At 41.2% G+C, this 14,128-nt stretch carries 19 protein-coding genes and 1 riboswitch; of the genes, 14 read left to right on the plus strand and 5 right to left on the minus strand.

The window, feature by feature from the left end; all coding sequences use genetic code 11:
• The 4 genes from M3205_RS25950 to motB all read left to right on the plus strand — a co-directional run bounded on the left by M3205_RS25950 (position 1) and on the right by motB (position 2,463).
• Positions 1-87 carry an IS3 family transposase gene (locus M3205_RS25950; RefSeq protein WP_396105258.1) on the plus strand — a complete coding sequence of 29 codons (87 nt, stop codon included), beginning with the start codon at positions 1-3 and terminating at the stop codon, positions 85-87.
• Positions 88-381: 294 nt separating this feature from the next.
• The gene (locus M3205_RS18570; RefSeq protein ID WP_251171247.1) at positions 382-741 is read left to right on the plus strand and encodes a hypothetical protein; all 360 of its coding nucleotides are present in this window, start codon (positions 382-384) and stop codon (positions 739-741) included.
• 137 nt (positions 742-878) lie between these two features.
• The gene (gene motA, locus M3205_RS18575) at positions 879-1,673 is read left to right on the plus strand and encodes a flagellar motor stator protein MotA (RefSeq protein ID WP_251171248.1); all 795 of its coding nucleotides are present in this window, start codon (positions 879-881) and stop codon (positions 1,671-1,673) included.
• Positions 1,666-2,463 carry a flagellar motor protein MotB gene (gene motB / locus M3205_RS18580; RefSeq protein WP_251171249.1) on the plus strand — a complete coding sequence of 266 codons (798 nt, stop codon included), beginning with the start codon at positions 1,666-1,668 and terminating at the stop codon, positions 2,461-2,463. The genes motA and motB overlap by 8 nt, the downstream gene beginning before the upstream one ends.
• 299 nt (positions 2,464-2,762) lie before the next feature.
• Here motB and M3205_RS18585 read toward each other — a convergent pair whose 3' ends face one another.
• Positions 2,763-3,959, minus strand: a complete 1,197-nt coding sequence (locus M3205_RS18585; RefSeq protein WP_251171250.1) for an MFS transporter — start codon at positions 3,957-3,959, stop codon at positions 2,763-2,765.
• A gap of 55 nt (positions 3,960-4,014) precedes the next feature.
• Positions 4,015-4,443, minus strand: a complete 429-nt coding sequence (locus M3205_RS18590) for a MarR family winged helix-turn-helix transcriptional regulator (RefSeq protein WP_251171251.1) — start codon at positions 4,441-4,443, stop codon at positions 4,015-4,017.
• Positions 4,444-4,602: 159 nt separating this feature from the next.
• Here M3205_RS18590 and M3205_RS18595 point away from each other — a divergent pair, with 159 nt between their 5' ends.
• The 3 genes from M3205_RS18595 to M3205_RS18605 all read left to right on the plus strand — a co-directional run bounded on the left by M3205_RS18595 (position 4,603) and on the right by M3205_RS18605 (position 8,140).
• Complete coding sequence (locus tag M3205_RS18595) at positions 4,603-5,988, plus strand: alanine/glycine:cation symporter family protein (protein ID WP_251171252.1); 1,386 nt, start codon at positions 4,603-4,605, stop codon at positions 5,986-5,988.
• 128 nt (positions 5,989-6,116) lie between these two features.
• Positions 6,117-7,214, plus strand: a complete 1,098-nt coding sequence (locus M3205_RS18600; protein WP_251171253.1) for a carbohydrate kinase — start codon at positions 6,117-6,119, stop codon at positions 7,212-7,214.
• Between the two features lie 14 nt (positions 7,215-7,228).
• On the plus strand, positions 7,229-8,140 hold the full coding sequence (locus M3205_RS18605; RefSeq protein ID WP_251171254.1) for a pseudouridine-5'-phosphate glycosidase: 912 nt from the start codon (positions 7,229-7,231) through the stop codon (positions 8,138-8,140).
• Between the two features lie 216 nt (positions 8,141-8,356).
• On the opposite strand, the gene M3205_RS18610 is transcribed toward M3205_RS18605, so the two are convergent.
• Both M3205_RS18610 and M3205_RS18615 read right to left on the minus strand, forming a co-directional pair.
• Complete coding sequence (locus tag M3205_RS18610; RefSeq protein ID WP_251171255.1) at positions 8,357-8,968, minus strand: class D sortase; 612 nt, start codon at positions 8,966-8,968, stop codon at positions 8,357-8,359.
• On the minus strand, positions 8,969-9,310 hold the full coding sequence (locus M3205_RS18615; RefSeq protein ID WP_251171256.1) for a helix-turn-helix domain-containing protein: 342 nt from the start codon (positions 9,308-9,310) through the stop codon (positions 8,969-8,971).
• 262 nt (positions 9,311-9,572) lie between these two features.
• Here M3205_RS18615 and M3205_RS18620 point away from each other — a divergent pair, with 262 nt between their 5' ends.
• The 7 genes from M3205_RS18620 (at position 9,573) to M3205_RS18645 (ending at position 13,619) form a co-directional block, all read left to right on the plus strand.
• Positions 9,573-10,115 carry a signal peptidase I gene (locus M3205_RS18620; protein WP_251171257.1) on the plus strand — a complete coding sequence of 181 codons (543 nt, stop codon included), beginning with the start codon at positions 9,573-9,575 and terminating at the stop codon, positions 10,113-10,115.
• Positions 10,116-10,222: 107 nt separating this feature from the next.
• Entirely contained in the window at positions 10,223-10,831 is a 609-nt protein-coding gene (locus M3205_RS18625; protein ID WP_251171258.1) for a CalY family protein, read from the plus strand.
• A 95-nt stretch (positions 10,832-10,926) separates the two neighbouring features.
• Complete coding sequence (locus tag M3205_RS18630) at positions 10,927-11,823, plus strand: hypothetical protein (RefSeq protein WP_251171259.1); 897 nt, start codon at positions 10,927-10,929, stop codon at positions 11,821-11,823.
• Between the two features lie 34 nt (positions 11,824-11,857).
• Positions 11,858-12,574: a hypothetical protein gene (locus M3205_RS18635; protein WP_251171260.1), complete on the plus strand. Its 717-nt coding sequence runs from the start codon at positions 11,858-11,860 to the stop codon at positions 12,572-12,574.
• Between the two features lie 49 nt (positions 12,575-12,623).
• Positions 12,624-12,833, plus strand: a complete 210-nt coding sequence (locus M3205_RS25955; protein WP_396106029.1) for a DUF5658 family protein — start codon at positions 12,624-12,626, stop codon at positions 12,831-12,833.
• A gap of 125 nt (positions 12,834-12,958) precedes the next feature.
• A complete protein-coding gene (locus tag M3205_RS18640; protein ID WP_251171261.1) occupies positions 12,959-13,216 on the plus strand; it encodes a hypothetical protein in 258 nt (85 codons plus the stop codon).
• 137 nt (positions 13,217-13,353) lie between these two features.
• A riboswitch (cyclic di-GMP riboswitch) is annotated at positions 13,354-13,442 on the plus strand.
• Positions 13,443-13,469: 27 nt separating this feature from the next.
• Positions 13,470-13,619 carry an anti-repressor SinI family protein gene (locus M3205_RS18645; RefSeq protein WP_251171262.1) on the plus strand — a complete coding sequence of 50 codons (150 nt, stop codon included), beginning with the start codon at positions 13,470-13,472 and terminating at the stop codon, positions 13,617-13,619.
• Between the two features lie 101 nt (positions 13,620-13,720).
• On the opposite strand, the gene M3205_RS18650 is transcribed toward M3205_RS18645, so the two are convergent.
• Positions 13,721-14,044: a helix-turn-helix domain-containing protein gene (locus tag M3205_RS18650; protein WP_048010430.1), complete on the minus strand. Its 324-nt coding sequence runs from the start codon at positions 14,042-14,044 to the stop codon at positions 13,721-13,723.
• Positions 14,045-14,128 lie beyond the last annotated feature (84 nt).

Genomic DNA, 14,128 nt, shown 5'->3' on the forward strand with positions numbered 1-14,128 from the left:
ATCGAGGAATATAACCAGCATCGTTATCAATGGGGCTTAAATAAAATGACCCCGGTGCAATACCGGGGTCATTTACTAGCCGCATAGGCGCTTTTTAAACTGTCCGTAAATCGGGGCACAGTTCACCTGAATAGGAAAGGGGTTTTTTGTTTTGCGAAGTCTAACGGCAGTAAGACCCACGCTTCAAGATTCAGAGGAATCAAAGGAGAATTAGCGGGGGCAAACTGGTTGGTTCAACTAACAATCAGTGGGGTTAAGGAACCCCCACTGATTGAAGTTTCACTTTATACAGGCACATTTTCTTTCTTATTGGGGATTTGTCCATGCGAAAACCGCCTCTGGCACATATTCTGTAGTATCCATGAGAAAGGAGGTAGACTTATGTCAAATAATTGGAGAAAGAGATTTGAGATTAATGCAGATGAAGTGGAAATCAATGCCGAGAGAGTTATTGTGAAAGAAAATCGTCGTGGTGACGATGTGCGCGGAGCAGAAGACCGTGGCAGACATCACCGCCGTGATAACAATGTAGCTGGAAACGAAGACAATCGCAAAAGAGGATGCGGCTGCGGAAGAAACAATGTGGGCGGAGCAGAAGATCACAAAAGACGCCGTGATGAAGTAGCGGGTGCTGGTGACCTATGGTACAACAGAGACTTAGCTGGATCTGGAAGAGGATGCAGATGCCGCCGTGATGATGACCGTAGAAGAAGAGGTTTCTGCGGATGCCGCTGGCTCTAATAATAGGGAAAACAAAGGCAGGGGAAGCACCCCTGCCTTTTATATATGAAAATTTCCCTAAAGAACTCTTAAAATCATCCGAAATTATTAATAGAAGGTTTTAGAGCTTTTCAGACTACATAGAAGGTGTGGCATGTATGGATAAAACAACGATAATAGGAGTCATTTTAGGAATCATAGCCGTTGGGGTAGGGATGGTTCTTAAAGGGGTTCCGCCATCTGCTCTGATTAACCCGGCCGCTATTTTGATCATTATTCTGGGTACAGCAGCAGCGGTGAGCATTGCATTTCCATCAAATGAAATCAAGAGGGTGCCTAAGCTTTTTGGCATTTTATTTAAAGAAGAAAAGCTGATGAATTCGACTGAAATGATTAAGATGTTTTCGGAGTGGGCTCAGCTGGCAAGAAAAGAAGGATTGCTTGCCCTGGAAGTCAAGACGAACGAAGTTGAAGATGCCTTTTTAAGAAACGGCTTATCTCTCGCTGTTGATGGGCAAAGTGCCGATTATATACGGGATGTCTTAAGTGAAGAAATTGAAGCGATGGAAGAAAGACACCAGGCTGGAGCGCAAATTTTCAGCCAGGCCGGCACATATGCCCCGTCCCTTGGAGTGTTGGGAGCCGTTATTGGATTGATTGCTGCACTTGGAAATATGGAGGACACCACCACCTTGGGGCATGCCATAAGTGCTGCTTTCGTAGCGACTTTACTGGGTATATTCACCGGTTATGTGTTCTGGCATCCGTTTGCCAATAAGCTAAGGAGAAAGTCCAAGCAGGAAGCAAAGATTAAAAGCATGATGATCGAAGGGATTCTTTCTATTTTAGAAGGGGAAGCACCACGGGTAATCGAGCAAAAGCTTGCTTCTTATCTTCCTGCAGGAGAACGCCGCCAGTTCCTTGAAGAAAGCAGTGTGGTAAAGGATGAGTAGGCGGAAAAAGAAGCAGCATCATGAAGATCATGTAGATGAATCCTGGCTTTTGCCGTATGCGGACTTATTGACACTGCTTCTCGCACTGTTCATTGTCCTCTTCGCCATGAGTTCAGTGGATGCCCAGAAGTTTCAGAAGCTGTCAAAGGCATTTAATGACGTCTTTTCAGGGGGAACGGGTGTATTTGAATTCCCAAGTCCAATGCCTGAAGGGCAAATGCAATCCATGGATGCTGTGTCTGAAAAACCAAGCAAGGATCTCAAGGAAATGGCCGCGCTGGATGAATTGGAAAAAGAAAAATTGAAGCAGGCTGCCGATCAGGAAGAACTGGCACAGCTGCAGCAAAGAGTCAATGCCTTTATTGAAAATCAAAACCTGGCGGATAAACTGGAAACCTCCTTAACCACGGAAGGACTGCTTGTTTCAATCAGGGATAATGTCCTGTTCGGTTCGGGAAGTGCAGAGGTCCGTGAGCAGGATTTAAAAATGGCTGGTGAAATTGCCGGACTTCTCATCATGGACCCTCCAAGAAATATAATCATCAGCGGTCATACAGACAATGTCCCGATCCGCAATTCGAACTTCGAGTCCAATTGGGAGCTCAGTGTGATGCGGGCGGTCAACTTTATGAAAGTCATCCTGAAAAATGACCAGCTGGACCCGAAATGGTTCAGTGCCAAAGGCTTTGGGGAATTCCAGCCGGTTGCCGGAAATGATACGAAAGAAGGCAGGGCGAAGAATAGACGGGTAGAGATTTTAATATTACCAAGAACGGGGAATCAGCCATAGAGAGCTGGTTTCTTTTTTATAAGAAATAAAAAAAGGCTGTCAGCCAGCCGCTTTATTGGGGATTATTCATTTGCTTCCTGTTCTGTGCCGTCCGCTTTGCACATGCGATCCACCATTACACCAAATAGGAAAACGCAGGCGATAGGAATGGAGAAGTTTAATATGTGAACAATGGTCATTAACGAACCTCCTAAAATATATTAATTACATTATATGAAGACGTTCACAAAAAAGACAAATAATTTTCAGAAAATACACACATATTAAGAGTGACAAAGAAAAAGAGCCGCAAGGGGCTCTTATAATGGAAGATCTGCTTCTGAATGAATGGTTCTTGGTTCTGTTTTTTTGCCATGAAGCAGGTAGTATACGAGCAGGCCAAACAATGCGACTCCGGCAAGCATAAAATACAGCGAAGCGAAGCCTGTTTTGACCGCAAGGATTCCGAGAACGTAGGATCCTAAGCCGATCCCTGTATCAAAGAGGGTGAAAAAGGTTGAAGTAGCCAGCCCGCGTTTCGCTGGATCGGCCTGCTTGATGGCAACGGTTTGAAGACTCGGAACAATCGTGCCATACCCCAATCCGATTACTGCGCCTGACAGCAAAAACACAAAGGTGCTGTTGGCCTGGCTGAGCAAAAATAAACCTGCAGCAAACAGAATAATCGCTGGATAGAGCACTTTATTCTCTCCGTACGCATCAAACCAGCGGCCAGTAAATGGGCGGGACATAATGATGAACGCCGCATATACCACGAAGAAGAAGCTCGCGGCTTCAAGTAAATCAAGCTCTTTTGCATAAACAGAAATAAAGGAAAGAACTCCTGAGTACGCGAAAGCAAGGATTCCCGCAGAAATCGCAACAGGAACGGCATTTTTTTCGAATAAGCTAGAAAGTGTGAATTTGGGATGCTTAACAGAGCTTTCTGCTTTTTGCGGTATTTTTACAAATGCACCCAGAAAAATAGCAATAAATGACAAAACGGTACATAACGCAAAAATCCATTTGAAGCTTGCATATTGAACAATCGTCAAACCTGCAAACGGGCCAATAACCATGGCAAGATTCATGAACATCGCATAATAGCTAAGCCCTTCTCCTCTCCGTCCATCCGGCACAATTTCAGCAACAATCGCTCCAGTCGCTGTGGTGGCCATGCCAAAACCAACACCGTGCAGAAACCTTAGAGCTAAAAGAGCAGGCATAGTGTCAGCCCAAAAGTATAGAAGCGAGGAGACAGCAAATACAATCAGGGAAGCCAGCAGAATCTTTCGCCGCCCAACCTCATCGATCCATTTCCCTGTAAACGGCCGGCTGATCACGGCAGCAATCAAAAAGACCGAAATAATCAGGCCAACCTGTGTTTCGTCCCCTTTCAAATCATCCAAAATATAAAGGGGAAGTGTTGTCAGCAACACATAAAACCCCATAAACAAGAAAAAACTCGTAACAGAAATACTCAAAAAATCCTTCGTCCATAATGGCTGTTTCTTCATGTTGTCCTCCTAACAATGAAGGTACCAGGTACCTATACCAATTTCGTGAACTGGTCTAGGTGCCTGGTACCATATTTTCTCTCATTTTTACCATAAGTCTAATCATCGTGCTGATTTCTTCTTCTGTAATATTCTGCAGGACAGTGTTTTCGCTTGATCTTACTGCGGTAAGCCAGTTGTCGTATTCCCGGATGGCTGCATCAGTCAGTGAAATCAGTTTTTCACGTTTGTCCATTCCTGCCGTTCTGGTGATCCAGCCTGATTTCTGGAGACGTGCCAATGTCCGGGTCATGGTCGGAGCCTCAACTCCCAAATAAGAGGAAATCTCTTTTTGAGTGCTTGGTCCTCCGGTTTTCAGACGATAGATAATTGTCCATTGAGCCGCATATATTCCAAGCGGTACCAGACTTTCATTAAGTACTTTGGAAAAATGGCGTGTAAATTGGTTGATGGAATGAAAAAAATCGCTTTGATTAGGGTGCATTGTTTTCACCTGCTTAAAATAGTTACCTAGCTAACTTTACAGTATCTTTAAGGAAATGTCTACCTCACCTAATTCTTTGCTAACTAGGTGTTTAACTGGCAAATAAAAGGGAATGGAGTGATAAGGGCAACTGTGCAGAACTATAAGGGGGAAATTTTTTTGGATAAGATATTAGAAGTCGTAGGAGATATTTCAGGATGGCTGTGGGGATATCCCATCATCCTATTATTAGTCGGAACAGGGCTGTATTTAACCTTTCTTCTGGGGTTCTTCCAGTTCCGTTATCCGATATATATTTTTAAACAAACATTCGGAAGTGTTCTTAAAAAGCCGAAGGGCAAAGGAACCGTTACTCCGCTGCAAGCACTCACATCAGCACTGGCTTCCACCATTGGTGCGGCAAACATTGTCGGTGTTCCTGCTGCCATTATGTTTGGAGGCCCGGGTGCAGTTTTTTGGATGTGGGTCATTGCGCTCATTGGAATGTCCATTAAGTTCTCGGAAAGTGTATTGGCCATTAAGTACAGAGAGAAAAATGAAGATGGAGAATATGTGGGCGGCCCTATGTACTACATGACAAAAGGGCTTAACATGAAGTGGCTTGGTGTAATATTTGCCTTTGCACTCATGATCGAATTAATCCCAAGCATCATGGTTCAGGGAAATGCCGTAGCATCTGCGGTTGGCGAGACTTTTAAGATTAATGGCCTTTATACGGGCATCGCTGTAGCAGCGCTGGTTTCATTGGTTGTTTTTGGCGGAATTCAAAGAATCGGCAAAGTAACGGAAATCTTCGTTCCGTTTATGGCACTCATTTATGTAGGTGCAGCTTTAGTCGTGTTATTTATGAATCTGGGCAAGCTTCCTGAAGTGTTGGAATTAATCTTCACTTATGCGTTTCAGCCAATGTCTGCCATAGGCGGATTTGCCGGCGCGGCCATTGGGGAAATCATTCGCTGGGGATTTGCACGAGGGTTATATTCCAATGAGGCAGGACTTGGAACCGCTCCGATTGCCCATGCGGCTGCCACGACGGACCACCCGGTGCGCCAGGGCTTCTGGGCGATTGTCGGCATCGTTGTGGATACGCTGATTGTGTGTACTGCCACTGCATTTGTGGTGCTTTCATCAGGTGTGTGGACAAGGGAAGGGGCAATGAAGGATCCTTCAGCTCTGACAGCAGCGGCATTTACGGAATACTTTGGGTCATTTGGCGGTATTCTTGTCGCTGTATCACTCGTATTCTTTGTCATTTCAACGATCATTGTCGTAGTTTTTTACGGTTCCAAAATGGCCGAGTTCCTATTTGGCTCTTTTGCCGGAAAAGCCATCAAAGTCGTTTATATCGCGGCCATTGTTCTTGGTTCAGTAGGGGCCGCACAAACGATCTGGCAATTCCTTGATCTGGCACTTGCCATGATTTTAATACCGAACATTGTGGCAGTCCTCCTTCTAAGCAAAGAGGTTAAACAGCTGAAAAACGAGTTCTTTACTTCAGAAAAGTATTATTTAAAGGATATTAAAAAAGACGATAATGCAGCGTAAAAAAAGTTCTCCCGCTAATGGCGGGGGAACTTTTTTAGATAGAAATTTTCGGAAAAATAACACTTGTGTGATAGTAAGACAAAAGTTTATAATTTTAACAAAAGTCAAAAAAATGGGGCTGATCCATTGTGAACGATAAAGAACTATTAATTTTGCAGCTGATAAAAGAGGATCCGTTCATTGCCCAAAATGAGCTGGCTGAAAAAACTGGGCTCTCCAGGTCTGCTGTAGCTGGCTATATCTCTTCACTGATCAAGCAGGGAAAAATTCTTGGCAGAGCCTATGTCCTGCCGCAAAAGAAGGAAGTGCTTTGTGTGGGAGGGGCTAATATCGATAGAAAAATCCAGACGACCGGACAGCTCCAATTCGGAACATCGAATCCAGCAGAGAGCTCCCAATCCTGCGGAGGAGTGGCACGGAATATTGCTGAAAACCTTGGCAGGCTGGGCTGTAATGTCGGTCTTATGACCGTCGTGGGAGGAGATCCGGAAGGCGAATGGCTTCTAGAGTATACGAAAGCCTTTGCTGACGTGACACCTTCCCAGTCCCTGGCAGGGGCCATCACCGGAACCTATACAGCCGTGATTGATCTCGAAGGGGAAATGGCTGTGGCGTTAGCTGACATGTCCATTTATGAAAGCGTTACCAAAGAGTTTGTCGGAAAAAAGTGGGGCTACATAGCATCATCTGATATGGTAATTTTGGATACCAACTTTCCGCCAGAAGTTTTAGTGCAGATCATCACAAGGTGTTACGAAGAGAGTATTCCGCTATGCATCACACCTGTTTCAGCACCTAAAATAAAGAACCTGCCGGATAATCTGCAGGGTGTCACCTGGCTGATTGCCAACCAAAATGAGGCAGAAGCCCTGACAGGGATGGAAATCATCAAGGAGGGAGACTTCTTTAAAGCAGCACAGGAAATGATCAATAAAGGCGTGGAGAAAGTGGTGATCAGCCGGGGAGATAAAGGGTTGATCTACTTCACAAGTACGGGTGAAGCAGGTGTGCAGCTGCCGCCAAAGGTGAAAATCGCTGATGTGACCGGTGCAGGGGACTCGCTTGTATCAGGCATTATTTTTGCCCATTTAAAGGGGCTGAGCACAGAGGATGCCTGCAAAATAGGCATGTCCTGTTCGATGCTTGCCCTGCAGTCCATAGAAACTGTTAATCCGAACCTGAACAACAAACGCCTGCAGGAAACATATAACCAATATTTCGACTAAGGAGAAGTGACACCATGTTTGAAAAGTGGCTTGAGTACTCAGAAGAAGTGTTAGAAGCGAAGAAAGCAAATAAACCGGTTGTCGCCCTTGAATCCACCATCATTTCACATGGCATGCCATACCCGCAAAATGTCCAGACAGCAAAAGAGGTAGAGGAAATCATCCGCAAAAACGGTGCGGTTCCGGCAACCATTGCCATTTTAAATGGTAAAATTAAAATCGGTCTGTCAGATGAGGAGCTGGAATTCCTGGCCCAAAGCAAGGATGTTGAAAAAGCGAGCAGGCGGGACCTGCCGTATTTAGTGGCTAAAAAGAAAAATGGCGCCACAACGGTAGCGGCCACCATGATCTGTGCAGAGCTTGCCGGCATTGAAGTGTTTGTCACAGGAGGAATTGGCGGTGTTCACCGTGAAGCGGAAACCACCATGGACATCTCGGCTGACCTGCAGGAGCTTGCGATGACCAATGTTGCCGTTGTCTGTGCAGGGGCAAAATCCATTCTGGATATCGGATTGACTCTTGAGTACTTAGAAACCCACGGTGTTCCGGTCGTTGGAATTGAAACAGATGTATTGCCTGCCTTCTATACTCGTACCAGTCCTTTTAATGTAAACTACAGAGTGGATACTGCCGAGGAAGCAGCCAAAATGATTCGCACCAAATGGGGGCTTGGCCTAAAAGGTGGCGTTGTCATCGCCAACCCGATTCCTGAAAAAGATGCGCTGGAAGAAGCGTTTATTAGTGGAGTTATTGAAACAGCCTTAAAAGAAGCGAATGAAAACAATATCTCAGGGAAAAAAGTGACTCCATTCCTTCTGGGAAAAGTGAAGGAATTAACTGAAGGAAGAAGCTTAACAGCGAATATTGCTTTGGTGAAGCATAATGCCGAAGTGGGTTCTAGAATTGCTGTTAGTTTGAATGAGTAAAGGGGAAGCCAGGCTTGGAAAGTCTGGCTTTTTATACTGATAGAATGATAGCTGTGATGATAATGGCTAGATACAAGAGTAATCTTAAGAAATTGATCATCTGGATCTGTCCCTTCTGGAAACCCATATATTAGATGATATGTACAGGTTTTTAGATCGGGGACGGGTGATTGTCTAGATGCAGTAAAATGGGCACTTTCCTTGTGGATGTGCCTTTTAATTTTGTATTCTTTTGGCATTCAGGATATACCGGGAAGGAGCATTGCCCACATATGAGAAGGGGTAACAAGTAGAAACAGTGAGAATTTCGTTAGGAGCGGTAGATCGGATTACAGTGGTATCATCTGCATCAACGATCTTAGAATCGGTAATTTCATATGTAAACTCACCATATGGCATGCTGACTTCAAAAGTATCACCGATCTCAAGTTCACCGAGGCTGCGAAAGACCGTATCCCGATGTCCAGATAATAATATCTGATCATGCTGCCCTGGAAATGCAGTTGTGGTGTAATGGCCAACCCCTTTTTCCAGCTCATCCTCATCTGTTCCTTCTATAATGGGAAGTTCAGCTTCCAGGCGGGGGATTTTTAGAATGCCAATGACTTCACCCTGCACAAAGGAGACATCTACCGGATGTTCTGTTTGGAGAACACCTTTGCTTTCCTTTTTCTTTTCGTTTTGAATTATTTTTTGTGCGTGTATCAAGGAATCTTTAGTTTTCTTCTCCTGAACATACATTTCCTGCAGAGAGAACAGGACCAAACCGCCTCCGATTAAGATTAGAAAGGAAGCAGCTACAATCAGAAAACGGCCTCTAACCTTCATCTAAACGTTCCCTCCATTCATATTCTTAAATTTAATAAACTCCAGATAATAGGAGAAATCCTCTTTTGTGATTCCCTGCCTGATTGCTTCCTTGACAAGGGAAACCCACTCCTCATCCAGCATAGACAAGTCGGTAATTTCTTCTTTGTTCTCTTCCAGCAGATCCTCCAGATTAGCATCCAGTGTCCTGGCAATTCGAGATAAAACCTGCAGCGAAGGATTCTCCTGTATACCTCTCTCGATATAGCTTAAATATGATTTGGATACCTCCGCTTTTTCTGAGAGCTCATTAATTGAATATCCCTTCTTGATTCTTAAACTTTTAATCCGGCCACCTATCATAGGAATAATACTCCCTTATCATAAAATATATAGATGTTTTCATTATAACGAACAAAAAGTTCAATAAAAAATACGAAATAGTGAGAATTCTTGAGGTATTCTTAGAAAAAGAACGAAAAACGTTCTTTAAAACGAAAAAACGGCTGAATTTGGAATTTTTCAAAATAAGACGTATGGACTATACTCAATTTATCGGTTCGATAAAAAGAACGAAATAATTAACCGAAAAGAACGAAAGAGAAAATTGCAAGGAAGTGAAGTTGTGAAGAAAGTATTGAAAATTTCATCAACCATAGTAATTATCCTTGTGGTCCTGTTTGCTGCATTAGCAATGGTGTACTTCTTCTTAGCAAAAGGAAACATTGATAAAGCACCAAGCATCTTTGGCTATAAGCCGCTTACCATTCTATCAAACTCCATGCAGCCAGCCTTCAACGCCGGTGACATCATTTTAATAGATGTAGAGACAGAACCAAAAGAGGGTGACGTCATTACATACAAACACCCAGATGGAGTATTAGTAACACACAGGGCAGTTAGAACCTTTGTGCAAAATGGAACCATGTTCTTTGAAACAAAAGGAGACAACAACGAACATGTCGATGAAGTATTGATCTCCAGAGAGAACATTGTAGGAGTTCAGGAAAAAATAATTCCTAATCTGGGGTATGTGGCACAGTTTATGGCAGGTCCAATCGGATTTTTTATCTTCATAGTAATGCCGATTCTAGCTGTGATCATTATTGAAATTTTCCAGAGACTTGGATTAATAACCACAAAGAAAGAAGAACAAATACAAGGGTAATAGCGGGGGAAGGAGTGATGGCGGATGAAAACTTAAAATATAAAAAGTTTATATTTTAACTTTAAATTCGTACAAAAAATTATTAAAAATAAGGGAGAGATTTTCACATGAAAAAAATGAAAAAGGCTTTATTAGGTACAGCATTAGCAGGAACACTTGTAATTGGTGCCGGAGCAGGTACATATTCTTGGTTTAATGCCGATTATAAAGTTTCTGGTGAAATAACTAACCATACTTTATCTATTAATAAATCTCTCAGTGCAACTGAAACCCTTAGCTTTGGAAAGTTGGCTCCTAGCCAAACGAAATCAGATACTTTCTCATTTCGGAACACAGGTTCAATGGATCAAATTCTTAGAGCAGGATTAAATTTTCAGCTTAAAGATAAAGATGGAAATGCAATCTCGGCACCTAGTAAAGATAAGTATATAGTGACTGCAACAGTAAAGTTTAAAAGAGGTACTCAGGAATGGAATTTTGGGCCAGTAAGTGGGAATGCGCAAGCAATTGATCAATATTTGGCAGGTAATACTTGGTTCCCAGATGACTCAGGTGCTGAAAATCCTGTTTTTAAACCAGGCGATAAAGTAGAAGTCAAACTTGATGTTAAATTACATGAGTCCGCAGGTAATGAATATCAGGGTTTAAAATTGTATGGTGAACTTGAAATTGATGCTAGACAAACAGATGCAAATTCTGAGTTTAACAGCAATTAATCTTTAAAAATTGGAAATAGCCGGTTACGTTAGCCGGCTATTTTTTTAAATAGAAAAGGTTACAAGATGTTAAATTAATTTAAAGGAGAGTTCCTGTGAACAGAAAGGAAAAGTATAGAAGAATACGTATTGGCAAAAGGGTTAACCTTTCTAAATACTCTTTGCTGGGTATCTCTATTAGTTCTCTTTTTTTATTTTCACTTTTTATCATGTCATTTGGCACCTATGCATATTTTAATGCGCAGTATAAAAATGAATTTAATATACGAAACGCTACAAAAGAAGAGCTGGTTCAAATCACCGAGGGACCTGTTGAATATGAGGATAAATGTAAAGCAAAACAAACGGTAACAGTAAAGAATATTTTTGATTATAAAGTAGTTATTTCCATAGACAATAGTGAGTATATTCTCCAGCCAGGAGAAGCTATTACCCATAGTCAAATTCTTGCTGATGGATGCGGTGAGTTTGGTGACAAGTCTTTCAAAATTATTGGCTATGAAAATTACTTTGTTCATCCTGTCAATGCTGTTGTAGAAAAAAAAATGCTTAATCCCAAGCCGCCTTGTCCTCCGCAATCAGACAACGGTCAAGGAAAACCTAATGATAATGGTAAAGGAAAGCAGTGCGGGCATACAGATACCAATGGCGGAACTTCTGTACCAGAAGAATCAAATTCTAATGAAGAAAATAAAGTTGTCACAAAGAATGAAGAAAAGCAAGGTAAAGATACTCAACAAGAAACAGAAAAAATGAATACTGAAGCATCCAGTGATGGATCTACCAAAAATGAGAATGCAAATACCTCTACTGATATAGAAGAAACAGAAACAAAGAAAGAATCAGATGTGGAGGTAGAGCAGGAACAAAAGCAAGAGGAAGAACAAGCAGAGCAGCAAGCACAAGTTCAGCCTGAGAAAAAAGATCCTGTAACCTCTGAGGAACCTAAAAAAGAACAAGAAAACAGTAGCACTGAAGACAGTGCCTCTTGACCGAGTGCGGTTAGGGTTAATGGGGTGAGTGAAAATGATTAGTATAAAAACTATCCTAAAACTCCTTTTAATGTGTACCTTGGTTATGATTTTTCCTGCCACCAAAGCAGAGGGGAAGGGAAATGAACTATTAATAGAAGTAAAGCAGGATAAAGTGTTGTTTCAAACTGTTAACCTGGCTCCTGGAAGATCTATTAGCGAAGTATTAACTATTCAAAATAGAGGAGATTTTGATTTTGACTACAATAGCAGTTCAAACCTTAAAAAAGGTGAAAAGCTTTTTAATGAGTTGTTATTGAAAGTTCATGATTCAAACGGCGAGCTTCTATTTGATGGGAGATTATCTGACTTCAATGAATTAGGGGATAGGAAACTAAAATCTAATTTCGAAGAAGATTTAAAAATTCTTGTAAGTTTACCATCACATATAGGAAATGAGTTTCAGGGTGAATCTTGTGAATTTGAATTAACTTTTTATGCCAAACAGAATATTAGAGATCCGGACCAAAACGGTGAAAACCAAGACCCTGTTAGCCCAGGCGATAACAATGGAAGCCCGCAGCGTCCTATAGGCGATGAGACTCTTACAAATAATCCATCCAAGGCACAAGTGTTGCCGCAAACTGCAACTAATTTATTTAATAACTTATTTGCAGGTATTCTAATCTTTCTGTTGGGTGTAGGTATACTATTTTTCAATAAAAATAACTTAATCCTCATGAGGAATTTTAAAAATAGGATAATAAAATAAGTTATTTTCGTAGGGGCTTGAATTGAATAAGCTTTCAAGCCCTTTTATTATGGTGATTATTTTGAAAAGAATATTGTTAGTCCTTTCAATTTTAAATTTATTAGATGGCATACTAACGTTAATTGGACTCAACCATAATGTAATTGAAGAATATAATCCAGTAATGAAAATTTTATATGATTTCAATCCCCTTATTATTTCAAACAGTAAAACTGATCCTTTCTGCTTTTTTGATAGTATTATCTTATTTTATACCTGAAAAGAGTTTCGTCAAGATCATAACAATTGGTGCAACATAATATATTTAATAGTATGTTTGCTTCATTTAGTTTGGATTTTCATCTTATTTTAGTTTGTTAAAAATTTAAATAGGGGTGGTGTCCCATGTACCAAAAAAACTGTCCAACATGCCATAACCCATCTTTCAGCAGCACTGAAACCCGAAAGTGGCTGTGCCCGGTTTGCGGAAATGATTTGACAAATAATACTTTCCTTGATGCAATGACACGGGAACCGGTCCATATTATCTATAAGAAAAAGAAAATTTCACTCACATCTTCTCTGCAGGAAGTTAATAAGAAATATAGGAAAAGAATCGGCCATTCTTACTATTCGAAACAGAGAACAATAAATAATAATTGATGGATTTGAGAGATAATTGTCGAACAATAAATTAATTTAATATTAAAATAAATAATAATAATTACAAAAAATGACAACGTTAGCAATATGACCATAGTAGAATACACTTATGGAAAATATTTCTTTGAGCCGATAGGCACAGAAAAAGGCAAACTCATTGAAAGATGAGGACGCAAAGTCGCGGGTCTAAGGTATTGGAAAATACTATGATGGCTGGATTGCCTGGAATACGATACGTATCCTGGGGGGAAGAATGTTGACAGAACAAAATGTAAAGATCGATGGAATTGATTTGGAGTGGATGCAGTTAATTATGGAAGCAAAGAACCTAGGCCTGCAAAAGGAAGAAATTAGAGAGTTTTTACATAATAACAGAGCGAAAGAGATTCTGTTGGAAGCTTAAATATCCGGTATTGCTAAGTATTTCTGTTGGAGGTATCTCTAAATAGAAATGCTTTTTATTTTGCTAAAAAAAATAAGCCTGTGTATTCAGGCTCATTGCAATTATGATTTTTGTCCGCTTCTCCACTTGTTAAAGTCCAAAAACTCCCGAAATTGCTCCTTGGAAACACCGGATTCCATCGCTTCTTTAACAATTTTCATCCATTCTGAATCCAAATCTTCCTTGTTGATCTGCTCATGGATCAAATGGTCCACAGGAACATTCAGAACGCCAGCGATTTTTTCAAGGAATTGAATCGATGGGTTGGTTTGCAGGTTGCGCTCAAGTGAGCTTAAGTATGATTTTGCGACACCGGCCTGGTCTGCAAGCTCGGATAAGGACATTTTCTTTTCCTGACGAAGTTTTTTTACACGATCACCGATCATCGTATACCACACACCTTATTTTGTATGTAATAGGATATATTATAATGAGTTCCATATTAAGAACATTTTGTTCAATATTATTAT

Origin of the sequence: Cytobacillus firmus (genome assembly GCF_023715565.1) — a bacterium.
GTDB lineage: Bacteria > Bacillota > Bacilli > Bacillales > Cytobacillaceae > Cytobacillus > Cytobacillus firmus_C.

Coding starts and splice junctions, on each gene's coding strand:
- M3205_RS18605 (WP_251171254.1), top strand. CDS start 7,229: ATGTTTGAAAAGTGGCTTGAGTACTCAGAAGAAGTGTTAGAAGCGAAG.
- M3205_RS18625 (WP_251171258.1), top strand. CDS start 10,223: ATGAAAAAAATGAAAAAGGCTTTATTAGGTACAGCATTAGCAGGAACA.
- M3205_RS18645 (WP_251171262.1), top strand. CDS start 13,470: ATGTTGACAGAACAAAATGTAAAGATCGATGGAATTGATTTGGAGTGG.
- motA (WP_251171248.1), top strand. CDS start 879: ATGGATAAAACAACGATAATAGGAGTCATTTTAGGAATCATAGCCGTT.
- M3205_RS18650 (WP_048010430.1), bottom strand. CDS start 14,044: ATGATCGGTGATCGTGTAAAAAAACTTCGTCAGGAAAAGAAAATGTCC.
- M3205_RS18615 (WP_251171256.1), bottom strand. CDS start 9,310: ATGATAGGTGGCCGGATTAAAAGTTTAAGAATCAAGAAGGGATATTCA.
- M3205_RS18635 (WP_251171260.1), top strand. CDS start 11,858: ATGATTAGTATAAAAACTATCCTAAAACTCCTTTTAATGTGTACCTTG.
- motB (WP_251171249.1), top strand. CDS start 1,666: ATGAGTAGGCGGAAAAAGAAGCAGCATCATGAAGATCATGTAGATGAA.
- M3205_RS18570 (WP_251171247.1), top strand. CDS start 382: ATGTCAAATAATTGGAGAAAGAGATTTGAGATTAATGCAGATGAAGTG.
- M3205_RS18610 (WP_251171255.1), bottom strand. CDS start 8,968: ATGAAGGTTAGAGGCCGTTTTCTGATTGTAGCTGCTTCCTTTCTAATC.
- M3205_RS18585 (WP_251171250.1), bottom strand. CDS start 3,959: ATGAAGAAACAGCCATTATGGACGAAGGATTTTTTGAGTATTTCTGTT.
- M3205_RS25955 (WP_396106029.1), top strand. CDS start 12,624: ATGGTGATTATTTTGAAAAGAATATTGTTAGTCCTTTCAATTTTAAAT.
- M3205_RS18590 (WP_251171251.1), bottom strand. CDS start 4,443: ATGCACCCTAATCAAAGCGATTTTTTTCATTCCATCAACCAATTTACA.
- M3205_RS18640 (WP_251171261.1), top strand. CDS start 12,959: ATGTACCAAAAAAACTGTCCAACATGCCATAACCCATCTTTCAGCAGC.